Here is a 19,104-nt window from a genome sequence, read left to right on the forward strand (position 1 = left end):
TGAAATATTCTATATTAAACATTCTGTTATTACTTAACTTATTTTATATCTGAACTAAAAAAATTGTTTTATTTATAAATACATATTTTTATTTTGAATCAGTTTTAGATAATCCTTTTCTAGTCATTTCTCCCCATTTTTTCTTTTTATTAAAATAATAATCAATATTACCTTTGATAGCAGCATATAAAATAAATGGGTGTAACACAAAAGGTTCAAGAAGCGCAACTAATAGCAATTTAAATCCTGTACCTTTCTTTTTATACTGATGATAGGTTAGCTCTTCAGAAAAAATAGCTAAAATTGTAAATATCACAGTAAATAAATAGGCTGCTAAAAAAAAGGCAAATGCAAAATCCCACTTTACATTATCTAGTGAAATTAAAATAATAAAATAAAGTATTCCAATTAGTTCAATAATTGGTGCCAAACGCTCATAAAAAAACCAATATGGATAACTTAACATACCTAATAATCTATATTTAGGATTGAACCCAATTTTTCTATGTATTTTAAGTACTTCAATGGTTCCTCTTGTCCATCTATTTCGTTGAGAAACTAAAATTTTATAATTATCCGGTGCTTCAGTCCAACACAACGGATCGGGAATATAAGCTACTTTATAATTTATTTTTTCTTCCTCCATACGCCTTCTCATTCTAACAATAATTTCCATATCCTCTCCTACGGTATTGGTATCGTAACCTCCTGCATCAATCGCTATTTTTTTATCGAACATACCAAAGGCTCCTGAAATTACTAACAAGCCATTTAAACGGCTCCAAGCCATACGTCCTAATAAAAATGATCGTAAATATTCTAATATTTGGGCAATCTCAATAAATTTATTTGGTAAGTTTACTGCAATTAATTTACCTTCTTTTATTTCACAAGCATTTGCAATTCTAATAACTCCTCCTGAGGCTATTACTTTTTCTCCTGTAACTTCTAAAAAAGGCTTTACCATTTTTTGAAGAGCATCTTCAAGTAACAAACAATCAACATCTATACAAGCAACAAATTTACTTTGACTAATATTAAGGCCACAATTCAATGCATCAGCTTTACCTCCGTTTTCCTTATCTACAACTATTAATTTTTCAAAAGCAGGGTTTGTAGATTTAAAAACACCTTCTCTAAGTGGTTTTGTTGGAATTTGATAATTGATTAAATGATTTACTTTTACCAAATCATATGCTTCAATTAACTTTTCTAAGCTATTATCCTTACTTCCATCATTCACTATAATAACATCGTAATTAACATAATGACTTGAAAGTAATGACCTCACATTTTCAATAATATTTAAACTTTCATTATAAGCAGGTGCGATAATAGATATAGAAGGAGAAACTGATGAAGAAAGTATTTCATTGTAATTTACAAAACTATTTCTTTTTGTATATTCATTTGTTTCCAATGCTGATACCAATGATAAAACTATGTATGATATTATTACCGAAAAGGCATAAATAAAAAACAATAAATGTATTACAAGTAGTATAATTTTTACTGTGCTATTATCCATAATTAAATTGCATTTATAAATTTAATTATTTGAGCTCCATCTACATCATAATTATCAAATACTACATTATCAAATTGCTCTAAGCTTATTGATTTTAAAATATTTAAAGCAAGATGCTTAATTTCAAAATTAGCGTGGTGAATATTTTTTAATATGAATTTTTCGTCAGATTCATCAGCTACATTTTCAAGAAGTTTAAAAAATGCTATTTGTTCACATTCACTACTATTTTCAAAATTAGCTTTTAAATATGGTTTACATTCACTATCCATAAAGTAACATAAAATAGTTATGGTTTGTACACGAATGTCTTGGTTTTTATGCTTTAATAATTCCAACAATGATTCCTTAGCTTCTAAATGATTGTACACTTTTGACAATTTTAGCGCAAATTGTACCACTGAAATGTTTGTTGAATTTAACCAAGGAGATATATCAATAATATCTTGATTATCAAATTTTTGAAGTATTTCTAGTAATTGTATTTGATTCCATTCTGATAATTGATAATCTAGTTTGTCTAAAAATTTCAATCCTTTAAATTGAAATAAATTCACTAAATATAATTGAGCTTGATTTCTAACTTCTTTATTAGGATGTTTTATTAACTTTTGAATTTCAGGAGCTGCTTGTTTTACTTCAAACTGGGTTAATTCACTAATTCCTGAAGCAATAACTTCCCATTTTTTTTCTTTTAATTTTTCTAATGAATAATTTATTAAGCCCGTTTTAAAAAATAATGTGTGAATTGACACGGCCATTTCACCCGAAATATCATTCACCAATTTAGACATCACTGAAATAAGATTATTTCTATAAAAAGAATCTGATATCTCATTTTTTACTTCATTGATTATTACTTGCTGATCTTTACTTATTTCAAATTCATCATCACCAGCATATAAATAGTTTATTAAAAGTTCTTCATTCTTTTTTTGCAGTTGTTTTTGTTTAATATCATTTTTATTTAAATGAACCCTAAGAATTTTTAAGTAAATAATTAAACCTAAAAGAATTACAAATAAAACAGAACTAAGTACCCAAATTAACTTCACCAATATTGGTAATAATTTAAAATATTCTATAATATTTTGGTACTCAAACATATAGTAATTTAATTTTAACTAAGCATCCTTTTCACTCTAATTATCAATTCATTTGGACTAAAAGGTTTTCCCATAAAATCGTTTGCTCCTAAGTTAAAAGCTTTTAAAACCATTTCTTCTTGCCCTGCAGCTGAGAAAACTATTATTGGAATTTTTAAATTTAACTTATTCCTCACATGACTAATCACCTCTAAACCACTTATATAAGGCATCATAATATCTGTCAAAATTAATTCAGGGTGTTCCTGTTCAATCAATTCAATTGCTTTTTTACCATCTTCAGCAATAAATAATTGATATCCTTCTTTTTCCAACCTAAACTTTAGTAACAAAGAAAGGGTTGAATTGTCTTCAGCCATCACAATCTTTTTCTTACTATTCATTTGATAATAATTTTAACTCCGTTTGCAGTTCAACTTTCACAAACTCTATTATATTCAAACAAGAACTGGTTAACTCATCTAATTCATTTAATTTACTTTTGTTACGAAATCTATTAGTTAACTCTAGAATAATAGGTTCTAATTTTTTAATTCCAAACATACTTATATTTGGTTTTATTTTATGCGTTGCACCGTGCAATAAATCCCAGTTTTCTTCTTTTAACCCTAATTCAAAATCAAATAAAAAATCTTTCAAATCTTTTAAAAATTGATCTATTAAAAGTTTTATAATTTCATTCTCATTAAATGATTCTTCTCTAATATAACTTAAGTTTGTATACTTTTCTTTATTTATTTCTTTTTCACTTTTTGCGGTTCCATTATCTTCATTTTTAACAATCTTTTTTTTATCACCACCATATTTTGCAAGTAATGCAAATAAATCTTTTGATTTAAAAGGTTTAAAAATATAATCATTCATACCAACATCAAGCGCCCGTTGTATGTCTCTTTTTGAAGTATATGCCGTCATAGCAATTATAGGAATAAGAGATGTTTGTTTAGAAAGATCATTTTTAATAATTGTTGCAGCTTCATAACCATCCATTACAGGCATTTGTATATCCATTAATATAATATCATACCTTTTATCTTGAACTTTTTTAACACCTTCAATTCCGTTATTGGCAATATCAACGGTACAGTTCCATCTTTCTAATCTTGTTTTTGCTAAAAGTTGATTTGTTTTATTGTCTTCAACTAATAATATTTTTAATCCTAATTGATCATTATTAGGTATTAAAACTTCTTCAACTACCTTTGATGTAGTACTTGTATCTTTTTCAAATGGTAAGTTTAAATTAAATACGCTTCCTTTTCCAAAGGTACTTTCAACCTCAATTGTTCCTTTCAACAGTTTAACAATTTTTTTCACAATTGTTAACCCTAAACCAGTACCACCATAAATTCTTGAGGTATCACTTTTTGCTTGGTTAAAAGCCCCAAAAACAGTATTAATTTTATTTGAAACTATTCCAATTCCTGTGTCTGATATTTCAAAATTAATTTTTGCCTTTTTATCTGAATCTTCAACTAAATGAACCTTTACAGTAACAGAACCTTCATTAGTAAATTTAATGGCATTTCCAATAAGGTTTAATAAAATTTGACTGAGTCGTGTAGGGTCTCCAAAAACTTGAGTAGGAATATCTGTATTAATAAATAACTGTAACGATAGATTTTTTTCATCAGCTCTTATTTTCATTAATTTAACAACCTCATATAACTTTTTATGAAGGTTGAATGAAATATATTCAATTTCTAGTTTGTTTGAATCTAATTTGGATAAATCTAATACATTACTAATTATAGAATTTAAAATTTCACCAGAATTTTTCATGGTTTCTAAATGCGCTCTTTGTTCTGCATTTAATGATGTTTCTAATAATAAATCGGTAAAACCAATAACAGCATTTAATGGAGTTCTAATTTCGTGACTCATATTAGCCAAAAATTCATCTTTCACTTTTAATGATGCCTCAGCTGTTTCTTTAGCTTTTTTAAGCTCAATTTGTTCATTAATTTTACTCGTTATATCTGTTCCAATAGAAATATAGGTGTTATTTACTCCTTTAGACACCTGCCATTCTATCCATTTATAAACTCCATCTTTGGTTTTAATTTTACGTTTTGTAATATCAGTGAAGTCTTTTGTGTGTAAAAAAACATAATTGCTAATTGCTTTTTTCACATTATTTGCTTGTTGTGGATTGTCAAAAGTAACATCCCACCATTTATTACCTAAAATTTCATTTGGAGTATATCCAAGCATTTTTTCAATAGAAGGTGAAGCGAAAATTATATTTCCATCTTTATCACTTACAAAAATCATAGAATCAACACTATTTATAATAGTATCTGATTGTTTCTTAATCTCTTCTGTTTTTTTCCAATCTGAAATATCTACTCCAACAGAAACAAATGTATCATTTTGAGTAAATGAATCGCGCCATTCAATCCATTTAAAACTTCCATCTTTACATTTAAGTTTTCTTTCATGAGGTTTAGTGTCAACCGCTAATTCACCCGACAAAGTATTTATTACTTTATGTTTAGAAATGAGTCCTTCTTCTTTTGAAAAAAAAGTGTTATCCCACCAAAGATTATCTAATAAGCCATTTATATTATATCCGGTAATTCTTTCAGTTGCCTTAGAGACATACTTTACATTTCCATTTTTATCACAAGAAATTACTATTAAATTAATTTCATTTAAAATGAGTTCTGAAAATTTTAATTTCTCAATATCTATACTTTCCAACAGTTTTTGTTTTTAGTTAAAACTTAAAATTATTCAAAAAAGAAATAGGAAAATTCTATTTTAATGAATGGGGTTTAAGAAAACCTAAAATAAACTTTTAGACTGAATTATACAATGACAATTATCAGCACAAAATTGAACAAAAACAGAAGACAAAACATCTAAAAGCAATTGATTTCAAGCCTGTTAAACCAGTTTCACTTACAATCAAACTTTACATAAAAAAGTACTTATTTTATTTTATAATGAAATATGTATCTTATCCAAAGAATAAACTTTACTTTACTTTAGTTTTATTCTGAATGTGATTCAAAAAATGTTAATATTGATGCTAGAACATTTTGCCTTACGGCATCATTCTCAATAAAAAGTTCATGCTTTGCACTTTTAACACTATAACCAAAAATTGGTTTGTTTTTAAAAGTAGCTTCTTTTACAAATTTATAATGAGCTTTAGGATCTACAATTTGTTCCTCTTCAGCTGAAAAAATCAAACTTGGAGTTTCAATTTTTGAAATATCTTGAAACATAAAATCAAACTGATTACATGATTCATATAACCAATGTAAACTTACACCTCCTAACCTAACCAAAGGTTCTTGCATATATGCTTTTGAAAACAAATTAAATCTAACTTCACAATTTGTAAGTGTATTATTTTTAAAAGATTCACGACTTTCCAAGTAGTTCTTTTGGGTTGGTGCATATTTAGGAATATCCTTATCAAAAGCTTTCCCTAAAGAACATTCAATAAAACCTAAGCCAAACATTGGTGAAGAAAATGCAGCTGCCTTAAAATCTGAAGGAAATTGTTCTAAATATGAAAATCCAATTGCACCTCCCATAGAATGTGCTAACAAATATACTTGCTCATGCTTATTAGGAACTACCTTAGAAGTATAGAAATTTTTCATATCAATTACATAATCTTGAAAATCTTCAACAAATCCAATTTCTCGATCTAATGCCATTCGACCTGAAGAACCTTGCCCCCTATGATCGTGAATATAAATTGAAAAGCCATTTGCATATAAATCAAAAATTAGCTCCTTATACTTTATGGTTGATTCTGTTCTACCTGTAGAAATAAGTATAGCTCCTTTAGAATCTTTTTGCTGTAAAAATATTTTGTAATAAATAGGAATAGAATCAACTCCTATAAAGGTTTCTCCGTGAACTGAATTATAAAAATTTTCAATTTCACTTAGGTATTCGCTATTTAATAAATCGGTTTCAGAAGTAAAAACATATGAGTTTTGATCAGATTCTAAAAGAGGTTCTAACTTTTGCTCACACGAAATAATTAAAAATAAAAATACAACTACAACTTTAATTTTCATTAATTTAACTAACATAACTATTTGTATTAAATTTAAGATGTTACAAAAATCTACTTAACACCTTAAATATACAACTATCAAATAATTGTTAATTAAAAGCTTAATTTTCCAACAATTCTTGAATTTTTGTTGCTAAATCCATTGGGTTAAAAGGTTTTTCCATAGAATCATTTGCTCCTAGTTTTTTTGCTTCTAAGGCCATTTCGCCTATAGAATCTGCAGAAAAAAATATTATTGGTGTATTTAATTTCAAATTTTCTCTCACATGACTAATAACTTGCAAACCATTTACAAAAGGCATATTTAAATCTGTTAAAACAATATCTGGCTTATGCTCTTCTATTAAAACAATTGCTTTTTGACCATCTACAGCACTTAATATTTGGTACCCTTCTTTTTCTAAAACAAATTTTAACAATAATGCAAAAGTAACATTGTCTTCTGCTAATACTATTTTTAATTTACTCATTTGTTATTAATTTAATTAAAAAATCCAAAAATAGACTTCAACAAATTTAATCAATTAAAATATGAAAACCTTAAATTATGAAACTATTCCAAAAACAAAATCTAAATATAGACCTTAATTGTATAAAAAAGAAGAAATTAAAAAATTTACAATACAAAATATTGTAACCAAATAAAGAAAAAAAGAAAATAATGTTTCAATAAAGAAAATGAAACAGTTAAAGTATAGAAACTTTAGAAATAATAAAAATTAGGTTTTATACGTAAAACCTAAAAAAAAAACAAATAGGTACAAAATATTAAACTTATCAATATTATACTTGTAACCTATTTGCTTTTATTTAACAATAAAAAAGGAATTAATACATTAATTTCATTTTAAGGTTTTCTTCTACTAAAATTTTACCAGAATTTTGAACCTTATTATTTGAATGATGGTTATTTTTTGCTCCCCATAATAAAGCTACTAACTTTACTCGGTTGTTAGTAAACGTGTTACCTTCAATATTCACATTTACAATACCTCTAGTATTTAATAAAATTCCATTGTCTTCTTTCGCACCAGAATTTGTAAAAGTACTATTAGTAACAACTAAATTTCCTCCAATAGTAGATTCATCATATCCACCTCTATAGTAATCAATTACATTCTTTTTAACATTTGTAAATTGACACTTATCAATAGTTAAAAATTCAGTGTTATAATCACCTCTATCATTTGTTTCTTCTGATAACTCAATACCATTTTCACAGTTTGAAATAGACGTGTTTACAAATGAAATTTCTTCAGCAAAACTTTGCTTATATACTTTTAGTACAAAATCAAAATTACTAATATCACATCCAGAAACAGTTAATCCAAAATGATTAAACATGTTTTCTTTTAAACTAGCGAATGCTTGTTGAGATCCTGTACCTGAAAGTTTAATGTTATTTAACGTTAAAATTCCATAAGGATTTAATTCAAAAGCAGGTGTATTTTCAGCACCTTCAAAAACTATTTCAGCTTTATTATCTGAAGCAGATTGTATAGTAATACTTTTATTTATAATTAATGATGAAGCTATCACATATTTTCCTTTACTTAAAGAAACAATGTCTCCGTTATTTGCTTCAGCAATTTTAGCAGAAACATCATCAGTACTTGTTACTTCAATAGTTTTAGCTTCATAAGCAACAGGTTCACTTGAATACCAAGTTGCACCATATTTTTTTGAATCTAATACTTTAGGATCTACAATATTTCCTTTAATAGTAGCACCAATTGAATTATTAGTTGCTCTTGAATTTCCAACTAAATCATTAGAAATAATTTCGAACTCAAATCCATTATAAGGTTCAATTTCATTTGAAATATTTTTAGGTGTGTACATAAAGTCATTTACTGTAGCCAATTCAAAACTATTTGCCGAAATACGATTTTCATCGTTAAAAGCAACACCTTGATTGTTTATAATATTGCTTTTAAATTTAACACCGTCAGCTTTATCATGCTCAATAATTGGATTTGGATCACCAACTTTATTGTAAATTACATTGTTTGCAACAACCGTTCTTACAGGTCTTGCTGAACGAATTTCAGATAAAGGTAATACATCTTTTTGAGCAATGTTTGTACCAACTCCAAATTGCCAAGGCGACTTACAATTTACATATGTATTGTAAGCAACTACAACATCTGTTACTTGATTATATCTATTAAGAGGTGATTTAGGAATTCCATTCATAATTGCTAACGGACTTCTAAAATTTTCACCAATAATATTGTAAAAATAATTGTTTACAATCCAATGACCTGTATTTACAATTCTAATACCACCGTAATTTGCATTTACACCATCACCAATAAAATAGTTTCCATCAATCATTGTGTAATTTCCGTGACGCGTTACAACTGAACCTTCACTTTTATAAAAAACGTTGTTTTTAATTTCATTGAAATTTGTTTTACTTGAAATAATTTCAACTTCACCATTACATTCTTCAAAAAAGTTATTTGCAATAGTTGTATTACTTGGACACATTGAAGTAAAACTACTACCTAACTGAATAGTTTCACCTCTTGCACCACCTTTACGAGGTCTTGGTCCAAAATGATTGTTCACTATTTGATGGTAATTTTTTATGCTTTCATTACCTTTTAAATCAACTCTAACTGTTGGACCACCATTGGTTTTACCAGCTAAATAGCAATGATCTAATTGGTTGTGTCTTCCATAAAACTGCACCCAAAGGTCATCATTATCACGTTGTAACTTATTAAAATCAATAATTACACAGTTTGTAACTCTACAGTGATTGGCAACGTTTTCTTTGTCAATTCTAAAAGCTATTACATTTTTTGTTGGTGAATAACCGTTTCTAAAATGTAAACCGCTCACTACTAAATATTCACCTCCAAAAGTTAAATTTGAAACACCTTCAATAAAAACTTCACCTTCGGTTTCAGCTCTTAAAGTTATAGGGCTTTCTTCAGTTCCTTTTCCAGTAAATACAATCTCAACATCTTTCCAAACACCATTTGCAAGTACAATTTCATCGCCTGGCTTTGCGTCCTTTATTGCCGTATTTAACTCTTCACTATTTTTTACATTTATTAAGTTACTAGACACCTCATTACAAGAGATGAACAATAAAAATAAACTAACTACAAGTAGATTCTTATACATTACTATGGTGTTTTTTTATTATTGAGTACAAATTAGTTTCTTACTTCTTTCACTAACGCCATTGCATTTTTAACGTCTTGCTCTAATTTAGCGTAATCTTTATTTGCAATAATGTCTTTTGAAATTAATTGAGATCCCATACCAACACAAGTTACACCTGCATTAAACCATCCTGTTAAATTTTCTCTTGTTGGAGAAACACCACCTGTTGGCATAACACTTGTCCAAGGTTGTGGTCCTTTAATTCCTTTTACAAATTGTGGTCCGTAAATATCCCCAGGGAATAATTTTACAATCTCACATCCTAATTCTTCAGCTTTTGTAATTTCAGTTAATGTTCCACATCCTGGAGACCATAAAACTTTTTTTCTATTACAAGCAATTGCAATATCTTCTCTTAATACTGGAGTCACAATAAAGTTAGCTCCTAAAGCCATATATAATGATGCAGCTGCAGCGTCTGTAACAGAACCTACTCCCATAATCATTCCTGGTAATTCAGCAATTGCATATTTTGTTAATTCACCAAAAACTTCGTGAGCAAAATCTCCACGAGCTGTGAACTCCATTAAACGTGCTCCACCATCGTAGCAAGCTTTTAAAACTTTTTTACTTAATTCAATATCACTATGAAAAAATAAAGGAATCATACCAGTTTCTTTCATTGCAGTTGCAACTTCTACTCTTGTAAATTGTGCCATTTTTAATATGTATTTGTTTAATTATTGTGTTAATGTACTTCTGTTTCGGTTTGTAATATTTCACTAAAAATAGTTCAACTTACTCCCAATTTAATATTTTCTTAAAGTCGTATGCTTCTGGATTGTCTACATACTTCTTTGCTTTTTCGTAATCTTTTTCTCGAATACAAATTAGATTTTTAATGAAAAGCTGTGCCATATCAGACTCTATGTTAACCAATCTTGGTTGAACTTTTCCATTTTCATCTTCAAAATCTTTTAAATATAGTGGTTCTATATCTCCTTTTGAGTTAGCACTTACTATACAACCTGTAATTCCTTGATCGAATAATTTTTTAACTCCAATTCCTAATAAGGTACATAAAGTTAAATCAAATGCAATTGGCTTACAACATCTTAATTCGTAACCAATTTCTACTGGTCTAGATTTTATTTCTAAACCTAATTCTTTTAATTTTACTTGTAGTAAATAATTAAATATATGTGATTTACTCACATTACCTAATTCTGGATGACCGTGGTCATCATATGTGAAATTAATTCCTGAATTTTTAATTTCGTCTGCATCCATGAAATGAAAAACACCTTCACTTACCATAGCTGCACCATATTCAATACCACGAATTTTACTTTTAATAATTGAAGAAATAATCATATTCGTCAATTTTTCAAAAGTAATGTTTGTTTTATTAAACATTTCTGGAATAATCATCATTGGAAAATGACAAGCAGAAGCGATACCGAAGGCTAAATGACCAGCCGAACGACCCATTGCTGAAACAACAAACCAGTTTTCACTAGTTCTAGCATCTTCATAAACTGTATTTCCAATTCTAACACCTTCATCTTTTGCAGTATGAAATCCAAATGTAGGATTTCTATCAGGTAAAGGTAGATCATTATCAATTGTTTTTGGTACGTGAATATGACTCACATCCAATTTTTTCTCAACTAAGAATTTTGTAAGTCTACTAGCAGTAGAAGCTGTATCGTCTCCACCAATAGTAACTAATAATTTCACGTTATTTTTTTCAAAAAAATCTGCTTTAAAATCAGAATCTTTTGGTTTAAATCTACTCATTGTAAGAGTAGAACCACCTAAACTAAAAATTCTATCAGCACTTGGAAAGTCAAAATTCTTTACTGTAGGGTTCTCTGAAAACAATCCTTTATAACCATGATGCACACCTAAAACTTCGTATCCATCATTTAAGAATGTTTTAGCCAGTGTACTTATTACGGTATTAATTCCTGGTGCTGGCCCACCACCACAAATAATTGCTATTGATTTTTTCATACATAAATTAAGGAAAGTTGGACTAATTTAAAACCCAACTTTCCAAAATACCAAACCTAATTAATAATAATATTATTTATCTTGCAACTCTTCCTGAAGCGTCACCACCCATAAGTTTGTTAACCTCTTCAACAGTTACTAAGTTTGCATCACCTTTAATAGTGTGCTTTAAACAAGATGCCGCTACTGCGAAATCTAATGCGTTTTGATCATCTTCTGGGTATTTTAATAATCCGTAGATTAAACCTCCCATAAATGAATCTCCACCACCTACTCTATCAACAATATCAGTAATTTGATATTGACGAGTTTCAAGCATTTGTTTTCCATCATATAAAACTCCAGCCCAAGTATTATGAGAAGCTGAAATTGATCCACGTAAAGTTGTAATTACTTTTTTAGCTCTTGGGAATTTCTCCATCATTTGTTGACAAACTGATAAGAAAGCTTCAGCTTTTACATCATGTCCTTGAGTTTGAACAGTAATTCCTTCTGGTTTAATTCCAAAGTGCATTTCAGCATCTTCTTCATTCCCTAAAATAACATCACAATATGAAGTAATTTCAGTCATAATTGCTTCTCTATGTGCATCATCACAGAAATTCCAAAGCTTAGCTCTGTAATTTAAATCTGTAGAAATTGTAATTCCTAATTTGCTAGCAGCTTTTACAGCTTCTAAACAAACGTCAGCTGCTCCTTGAGAAATTGCAGGCGTAATTCCTGTCCAATGGAACCATTCAGCTCCTTCAAATACTTCTTCCCAGTTGATCATTCCTGATTCAATTTGAGAAATAGAAGAATGTGCACGGTCATAAACAACTTTTGAACCACGAGATACTGCTCCTGTTTCTAAAAAGTAGATTCCTAAACGATCTCCACCGTAAACAATTTTATCTACACCAACACCTCTCTTACGCATTTCCATCATTGCACACTCACCAATATCATTTTTTGGTAAACGCGTTACAAAATCTACAGGTACACCATAGTTTGCTAATGAAACTGCTACATTTGATTCTCCACCTCCATAAATAGCATCAAAACTATTAGCTTGAGAAAATCTTAAAAACCCTTGTGGAGCCAATCTTAACATGATTTCTCCAAACGTTACTACTTTTTTCATTTTTGTTATTTGTTAAATAAAGGAGACCATTTCATACATTGCCGTAAAAAAACCAATGCATAAAATAATCTCCTCAAATAAAGATATTTAAATTATATTCCTAATGCTTGTCCACCACCAATTTGGATGGTTTCAGCAGTAATAAATGATGCGTCTTTACTAGCTAAGAATGATACTACAGAAGCTACTTCTTCTGGCTGACCTAATCTTCCTAATAAAATGCTGTTTGCCCAAGATGCAAATACTTCTGGTTTTGTTGATTTAATTTGAGCGTGGAAAGGAGTATCAATAGTACCTGGTGATACTGCATTTACTCTAATTCCGTATTCAGCTAAATCTTTTGCCAATGCTCTTGTAATTGCATGAACTCCTGCTTTTGAAGTTCCGTAAATACCAGCACCTGGTCCTCCTGCATTCCAACCTGCATTTGACGTATAGTTGATGATTGAAGGATTCTCTGATTTCTTTAAGAATGGAATAGCCGCTCTTGATGCAAAAAATACTGAATCAAGGTTCAATGCCATAACAAATCTGTAAAATTCAGTAGTCATCTCTTCAAAACGAGATCTTCCACCTAAACCTCCAGCGTTGTTTACTAGAACATCAATTTGACCATACTTTTCTCCAATTGCAGTTATGTTTGAAGTTACAGCATCATCACTTGTAACATCAAATCCGAAATACTCAGCTTCAATACCTTCAGCTTTAAGTTCTTCAACTCTTTTTGCTCCTTCTTCATCTTCAATACCATTTAAAACAACAGTATATCCGTCTTGTCCTAATCTTTTTGCAACTTGAAATCCAATTCCACCAGTTGCTCCAGTAACTACTGCTACTTTTTTTAATTCACTCATTTTTTTAAAATTTATTTTTAACTATTATTTTTTTTCTACTGATTCAATATTTCTTGCAAAGAAATAAATTGCTCCAATTCCTAATGGCACTGCAACTGCAATTGCAACAAATATTGGAGTATAAGAGAATTTCTCTTGTATAATTGGCACTAAAAAGTTCATAAGAATTACTGAGAATACACCAACCATTCCGGCTAAACCAGCCAATGATCCAACCGATTTTCCGCTAAAGAAATCACTAGGTAATGTTTGTACGTTTCCAATTGCAAATTGGAAACCAAATAATACAAAAAATACAATAGCAACAAATCGTTCAGGTGTATTACCTACAAGTACTGTAGCTACTAATCCAAGGAACATAATAATTCCACCAATTAAAATAGTAAGTTTTCTACCTTTGTCAATTGAACCTGTTTTAGATATAATTTTACCAGAAAATAATCCACCAACAACACTACCTAAAGCAGCACCTACATAAGGCACCCAAGCAAACATACCAACTTCTTTTACATTGAAACCGTAAACATCAGCTAAATAAAGAGGCATCCAACCTACAAATAACCACCAAATTGGCTCTAAGAAAAATCTACCTACTACAATAGCCCAAGATTCTTTATAAGAAAGAATTTCTACTAAACTTTTACCTTTAGTTTCTTCAGTTGCATTTTGATCTGCTTCACTTTGACCTTCTATAATATAATCTTGCTCTTCTTTTGTAATCCAAGGGTGTTTTTTTGGCCCTGCTTTGTTAATTAATAACCAAGGAATAATCCATAAAACACCAAAAGAACCAATTACCATAAAAGTAGTTCTCCAACCGTAAGCAACAAATAATGCAGCAATAAATGGTGGTGCAATTACAGAACCTATAGAAGCTCCAGCATTAAAAAGTCCTTGTGCAAAAGCACGCTCTTTAATTGGGAACCATTCTGCATTACTTTTTACAGCTCCTGGCCAGTTACCTGCTTCAGAAATACCTAAAGTACTTCTAAAAATTGTTAATCCAACAAGTCCACGTACAGTTGAATGTAAGAAAGAAGATAATCCCCAAACACCAATACTTATAACATAACCAATTCTTGTTCCAACTTTATCAAATAATTTACCTGAAAATAATTGACCTAGTGCATAAAACACCATGAATATGTTTAAGATTAAACCATAATCACTTTTATCTAGACCTAACGAATTAGAAATTGATCCTACTTCACCTTCACTACCCCACATTATGGCTAATGCGCTCCTGTCTATATAATTAATTACTGTTGCTAAAAATATGAGTCCTATTATGGCCCACCTTAATCCTTTTACTTTCATTTCGTTTCTGTTTATTTATTTTCTGTTAAAATATTAATATTAATTACAAAAGTAATACTTAACTATAACCTAAATTAATTTTTTAATAACTTAATTTACCATTATACTTAAGAATTTATACTATTTCATTCTTCTAAACTTTTTCCTGAAATATTATAACAATATTCATATAAGTTTTTAAAATGTATTTTTATCATAGCTTTAGCTCTTTTAGAGTCTTGATCTCTAATAGCTTCAAAAATTTGAGTATGCTCATGAATTCCTGAAATTGCTAATTTTTTATCACATACATGATGCTCTTCAAAATTGATAATTATTTCAGGCGTTATCATTAACATCAACGTATTTAAAGTTCCATTACCACTTGCCTTAGCAATTGCTAAATGAAAAAGTAAATCTTCCTCAATAGCTTCTTCACCATTTAGAACTTTTTCTTTATAAGCTTCTAAAGCTTTTTTAATTAAAATTAAATCTTCATCAGTTCTTCTTAAAGCTGCTAAACGCGCAGTTTTTAATTCCAACAAAATTCTAGTTTCAACTAATGATTTAAAATCTGGATCTTCCAAACTAATAATATCATCAACCATTCCATTTAAAGCAATAATACCAATATTAGCTACAAATGTTCCACTTTGAGGTATAGATTTTAATAATCCATAAAATTCAAGTCTTTGAATAGCTTCACGAACATTACTTCTTGAAACATCAAACTTATCAGATAACATCCTTTCAGATGGTAATTTATCACCTGGCTCTAAATTTTTTAAATTAATTAAATCTCTAATTTTAGAGATTATACAATTTTGAACCTGTTGATTATCACTCCGTGTTATTATTTTTAAATTCATGTTTAAAAATTATTTTCAGGATTTATCATTTTGTACCTCAACCTAATGAATTTGACCTGTTATAGATTTTAAAGACTACATTGAACCTATAAAATCAAACCAAATTAAAATCTATTTAATTAATTATAATATTTGAAATATTCATTTTTTTTAGAAACCTCATTTATCAATGAGAAACTTCTAATTTATAAAATCTAACTTTTGAAAAAGAACCTTCATCTCTTGATTGAAAGTAATTACCTGCTTTAAAATAGTTTTCAAAAATACCCCATTTTTTCATATGAATATTTTCGTACACTTTGAATTCATTGTTGTTCAAAATAACAACCATTTTACCATCAGATACCTTAACCTCTAAAGTAAATTTTCTAAAACCAACTTCTTGTTCAAAATTAAAACCATCATCGTTCCCCCAAGCATCTTCATGAAGTAGTTCTTCATAAGTTGCATTCAAGTCTTTAAGTACTTTTGTTTTAATCCTAATTTTACCTTTATCCCAATAAATTTTTAAAATTGGTGGAGCATTATTATCATCCTCACCAATTAGATCTCTTTGTTCATTTGTTAAACGACCATGAATTTGCATTATTATAGTTCTGTGGTATTTACCCTCATCATCTCTACTTGATGCATCCATAGCCAATTCACCTTTCATATTAGCACCATCCTTAAATGTCCAATTAACATTATTGTTTCCTGGTTCCATTTGCTCTCTTAATTCAGATCTAGTATACTTCGTATTTCTAGTTTTTGAATTGGTTGGCATAGCATGAAATACAATAGCACCTCTTGTAGAGTCTATATACATATAAGGTTGTGCCATTTTTATTGATGCAAAACCCAAAATTTCAGGCGGCTCAATTTCATAAGGTTTTCCTTTTTCATTGGCCACAGGTAATGTAACCTTCCAATGACTTAAATCAATATTTGGAAGTTTTACCTTATGCTTTTTTTTCTTTTTTTTGGATTTTTTCTCAACTTTAATATCCGATTCTGAAACGCTGCTTTCTTGTGCAAGACAAACAGCGTTTACAGATAGAAATGAAAGAAGTATAATACTAATAATTTCTTTTCGGATTTTCTTCATTTATGATCTATTCTATTGGATTTTTAAATTTTAATTAGTCCCAATAATTATTGGTTTATTTAAAATCCAGGTGTTATAATATCAATATTATCATAAAATACATCATGACTACTATCTACAGCATTTGGTGCTCTAAAGTAAATTACAGCTGTTGTAGTTGTTGGTATAAATGTAAACGTCGTAGTTGTGAAATTATTTTCAGTTGCACTAGACTTATCTTTATTATAATCATTTGTAATTTCAACAAATGCATCAGCATAATCTAAAATATTGTCTTCTGAAGTAATTTCTGTGTTTAAAATATATACTTCAGTTGGTACACCCTCAGCTTCTGAACGACTCTCCATAGTAAATGTATACTCAACACCTACCTCTACAGTTACAGGTTGGTAAACACGACGACCAGGACCGTAAATTTTAAGACCTTTTGTTTTAGCACCATCAGCCCAGTTTCCATCACTAGTAGAACCTGGTTGTTGATTTTTATCACCTGTATTTGCTAATAACCAAGCGTCTAAATCAGAATTACCATATTTACTCATATTCCAAGCATCAGCACCATCTTCTGTATCACCATTAACAACAATTGCTTTAAATGTAGCATCAACTCCACCTCCACCTTGTGGAGTAATAATGTCAATGTTATCAATAAATACTTCATTACTACTATTAACAGCATTTAATGCTCTTACATAAATTACAGCAATATTTGAAGTAGGTTTGAATCTAAATGTAGTTGTTGTAAATGTATTTTCTGTTGCACTAGACTTATCTTTATTATAATCATTTGTAATGTTATAATATGCATCAACACTTGCATCATCACCTTTATTAGCATCTAAACCAGCTTCTGTAGTAATTTCATTATTTAAAATAAATACTTCCGTATTAATTCCTTCAGCTTCAGATCTAGAATCCATAGTAAATGTATATTCAATACCTGGCTCAACCGCAACAACTTGGTATAAACGACGACTACTATTACTTAGTTTTACAGCTCTAGTTTTTACACCATCAATATAAGTACCATCACTTGAAGATCCTGGTTGCTCATTAGTTCCGTAAGTAGCATCAATATAGTTATTTAACTCTTTATTGTACCAAATAGCTCTATAAGGACTATCAATAGTATTACCATCATTATCCTCAATAGTTGAATTAGGAGTCATATCCCAAGCATCAGCATTATCACCAGTATTTTTTGTCCAATCATCAGCTGTACCGTTTTGAACAACAACACTAAACGAAGGGTCTGGAGCTCCAACTGGAACAGGCTTTGTAATAGATTTAGATACACCAGCTTCATTAGTTGTAGTTAAAGTTACATCATATGTACCTTCACCAGCAAATGTATGCGTTGGATTAACTTCAGTTGAAGTATTACCATCTCCAAAATCCCAGCTATAAGAAACAGCTAATACAGACTCATCAATAAAGTCTACTGTAAAACCATTAGAAGTGAATGAAAAGTCAGGAATAGTAGATAATATTAATCCTTCAATACTTTGAGAATAAGAAACAGCTACTCCTAAAAATGTTGTAGCAGTAAGCGTTGCAGTGAACGTATCAGCTGTTTTATAAGTATGAGTAGGGCTAAAATTTGCATCTTCTACAGTATCTTCAATATCCCACTCTAAAGTTTCTCCATCACCAAAATCCCAAACTAAACTACTAGCTCCAGAAACTAAATTTTCAAAAGTAACTTCTGTATCAACTTGAGTTGTTTCAAATTCAACATAAATAGGTGCAACTTCAGAAGAATCAGAAGCCATTAAGTTATCAGAACTAATTGTAGTTAATTTAACTTTATATAAACCACCTTCTGCATACGTATAATCAGGGTTAGCTTCAGTAGAAGTATTACCATCACCAAAATCCCATAAATAAGAATCTGCATCAGTTGAATAACTTCTAAATACAAATGACATAGTATCATCTGCACTAGTAGTAGTTGTGAATAAAGTATTAGGTTGTATATTATTTACGTTCCCCGTTGGTGGAACAAACTCTTCGTATCCGTTGTCAATACAAGACATTAAACCTAATAACATAAATATTAATAT

General features: G+C 29.3%; 15 protein-coding genes. All 15 read right to left on the reverse strand.

Annotation, left to right across the window (positions count from 1 at the left end; all coding sequences use genetic code 11):
* Positions 1–88: 88 nt before the first annotated feature.
* Positions 89–1,528 carry a glycosyltransferase family 2 protein gene (locus ACFQ5N_RS11135; protein ID WP_386809576.1) on the reverse strand — a complete coding sequence of 480 codons (1,440 nt, stop codon included), beginning with the start codon at positions 1,526–1,528 and terminating at the stop codon, positions 89–91.
* A gap of 2 nt (positions 1,529–1,530) precedes the next feature.
* Positions 1,531–2,634, reverse strand: a complete 1,104-nt coding sequence (locus ACFQ5N_RS11140) for a hypothetical protein (RefSeq protein ID WP_386809577.1) — start codon at positions 2,632–2,634, stop codon at positions 1,531–1,533.
* Between the two features lie 14 nt (positions 2,635–2,648).
* Positions 2,649–3,017, reverse strand: coding sequence for a response regulator transcription factor (locus tag ACFQ5N_RS11145; protein ID WP_386809578.1), 369 nt, complete (start codon positions 3,015–3,017; stop codon positions 2,649–2,651).
* Positions 3,010–5,337, reverse strand: coding sequence for a PAS domain S-box protein (locus ACFQ5N_RS11150; RefSeq protein WP_386809579.1), 2,328 nt, complete (start codon positions 5,335–5,337; stop codon positions 3,010–3,012). Before ACFQ5N_RS11150 ends, ACFQ5N_RS11145 begins: the two co-directional genes overlap by 8 nt.
* Positions 5,338–5,630: 293 nt before the next feature.
* The gene (locus tag ACFQ5N_RS11155; RefSeq protein ID WP_386809580.1) at positions 5,631–6,677 is read right to left on the reverse strand and encodes an alpha/beta fold hydrolase; all 1,047 of its coding nucleotides are present in this window, start codon (positions 6,675–6,677) and stop codon (positions 5,631–5,633) included.
* Between the two features lie 100 nt (positions 6,678–6,777).
* Entirely contained in the window at positions 6,778–7,146 is a 369-nt protein-coding gene (locus ACFQ5N_RS11160; protein WP_386809581.1) for a response regulator, read from the reverse strand.
* A 358-nt stretch (positions 7,147–7,504) separates the two neighbouring features.
* Complete coding sequence (locus ACFQ5N_RS11165) at positions 7,505–9,814, reverse strand: chondroitinase-B domain-containing protein (protein WP_386809582.1); 2,310 nt, start codon at positions 9,812–9,814, stop codon at positions 7,505–7,507.
* Positions 9,815–9,846: 32 nt separating this feature from the next.
* The gene (locus tag ACFQ5N_RS11170) at positions 9,847–10,515 is read right to left on the reverse strand and encodes a bifunctional 4-hydroxy-2-oxoglutarate aldolase/2-dehydro-3-deoxy-phosphogluconate aldolase (protein WP_386809583.1); all 669 of its coding nucleotides are present in this window, start codon (positions 10,513–10,515) and stop codon (positions 9,847–9,849) included.
* Between the two features lie 79 nt (positions 10,516–10,594).
* The gene (locus ACFQ5N_RS11175; RefSeq protein WP_386809584.1) at positions 10,595–11,812 is read right to left on the reverse strand and encodes a 6-phosphofructokinase; all 1,218 of its coding nucleotides are present in this window, start codon (positions 11,810–11,812) and stop codon (positions 10,595–10,597) included.
* 76 nt (positions 11,813–11,888) lie between these two features.
* On the reverse strand, positions 11,889–12,935 hold the full coding sequence (locus ACFQ5N_RS11180) for a PfkB family carbohydrate kinase (RefSeq protein WP_386809585.1): 1,047 nt from the start codon (positions 12,933–12,935) through the stop codon (positions 11,889–11,891).
* A 92-nt stretch (positions 12,936–13,027) separates the two neighbouring features.
* The gene (locus ACFQ5N_RS11185; protein ID WP_386809586.1) at positions 13,028–13,789 is read right to left on the reverse strand and encodes an SDR family NAD(P)-dependent oxidoreductase; all 762 of its coding nucleotides are present in this window, start codon (positions 13,787–13,789) and stop codon (positions 13,028–13,030) included.
* 24 nt (positions 13,790–13,813) lie between these two features.
* Positions 13,814–15,106: an MFS transporter gene (locus tag ACFQ5N_RS11190; RefSeq protein WP_386809587.1), complete on the reverse strand. Its 1,293-nt coding sequence runs from the start codon at positions 15,104–15,106 to the stop codon at positions 13,814–13,816.
* A 125-nt stretch (positions 15,107–15,231) separates the two neighbouring features.
* Complete coding sequence (locus tag ACFQ5N_RS11195) at positions 15,232–15,954, reverse strand: FadR/GntR family transcriptional regulator (protein ID WP_386809588.1); 723 nt, start codon at positions 15,952–15,954, stop codon at positions 15,232–15,234.
* Between the two features lie 166 nt (positions 15,955–16,120).
* Positions 16,121–17,041 (reverse strand): polysaccharide lyase family 7 protein, encoded by a 921-nt coding sequence (locus tag ACFQ5N_RS11200; RefSeq protein ID WP_386809589.1) that lies wholly within the window; start codon positions 17,039–17,041, stop codon positions 16,121–16,123.
* A 59-nt stretch (positions 17,042–17,100) separates the two neighbouring features.
* The gene (locus ACFQ5N_RS11205) at positions 17,101–19,092 is read right to left on the reverse strand and encodes a PKD domain-containing protein (RefSeq protein WP_386809590.1); all 1,992 of its coding nucleotides are present in this window, start codon (positions 19,090–19,092) and stop codon (positions 17,101–17,103) included.
* Positions 19,093–19,104: the final 12 nt, after the last annotated feature.

Source organism: Lutibacter holmesii (assembly GCF_042679665.1).
In the GTDB taxonomy this organism is placed as follows: Bacteria; Bacteroidota; Bacteroidia; order Flavobacteriales; family Flavobacteriaceae; genus Lutibacter; species Lutibacter holmesii.

Bases quoted from the DNA above. Each gene is read 5' to 3' on its own strand.
- ACFQ5N_RS11180 (WP_386809585.1), bottom strand. From the start codon at position 12,935: ATGAAAAAAGTAGTAACGTTTGGAGAAATCATGTTAAGATTGGCTCCA.
- ACFQ5N_RS11170 (WP_386809583.1), bottom strand. From the start codon at position 10,515: ATGGCACAATTTACAAGAGTAGAAGTTGCAACTGCAATGAAAGAAACT.
- ACFQ5N_RS11190 (WP_386809587.1), bottom strand. From the start codon at position 15,106: ATGAAAGTAAAAGGATTAAGGTGGGCCATAATAGGACTCATATTTTTA.
- ACFQ5N_RS11160 (WP_386809581.1), bottom strand. From the start codon at position 7,146: ATGAGTAAATTAAAAATAGTATTAGCAGAAGACAATGTTACTTTTGCA.
- ACFQ5N_RS11145 (WP_386809578.1), bottom strand. From the start codon at position 3,017: ATGAATAGTAAGAAAAAGATTGTGATGGCTGAAGACAATTCAACCCTT.
- ACFQ5N_RS11140 (WP_386809577.1), bottom strand. From the start codon at position 2,634: ATGTTTGAGTACCAAAATATTATAGAATATTTTAAATTATTACCAATA.
- ACFQ5N_RS11185 (WP_386809586.1), bottom strand. From the start codon at position 13,789: ATGAGTGAATTAAAAAAAGTAGCAGTAGTTACTGGAGCAACTGGTGGA.
- ACFQ5N_RS11165 (WP_386809582.1), bottom strand. From the start codon at position 9,814: ATGTATAAGAATCTACTTGTAGTTAGTTTATTTTTATTGTTCATCTCT.
- ACFQ5N_RS11155 (WP_386809580.1), bottom strand. From the start codon at position 6,677: ATGAAAATTAAAGTTGTAGTTGTATTTTTATTTTTAATTATTTCGTGT.
- ACFQ5N_RS11195 (WP_386809588.1), bottom strand. From the start codon at position 15,954: ATGAATTTAAAAATAATAACACGGAGTGATAATCAACAGGTTCAAAAT.
- ACFQ5N_RS11200 (WP_386809589.1), bottom strand. From the start codon at position 17,041: ATGAAGAAAATCCGAAAAGAAATTATTAGTATTATACTTCTTTCATTT.
- ACFQ5N_RS11205 (WP_386809590.1), bottom strand. From the start codon at position 19,092: ATGTTATTAGGTTTAATGTCTTGTATTGACAACGGATACGAAGAGTTT.
- ACFQ5N_RS11135 (WP_386809576.1), bottom strand. From the start codon at position 1,528: ATGGATAATAGCACAGTAAAAATTATACTACTTGTAATACATTTATTG.
- ACFQ5N_RS11175 (WP_386809584.1), bottom strand. From the start codon at position 11,812: ATGAAAAAATCAATAGCAATTATTTGTGGTGGTGGGCCAGCACCAGGA.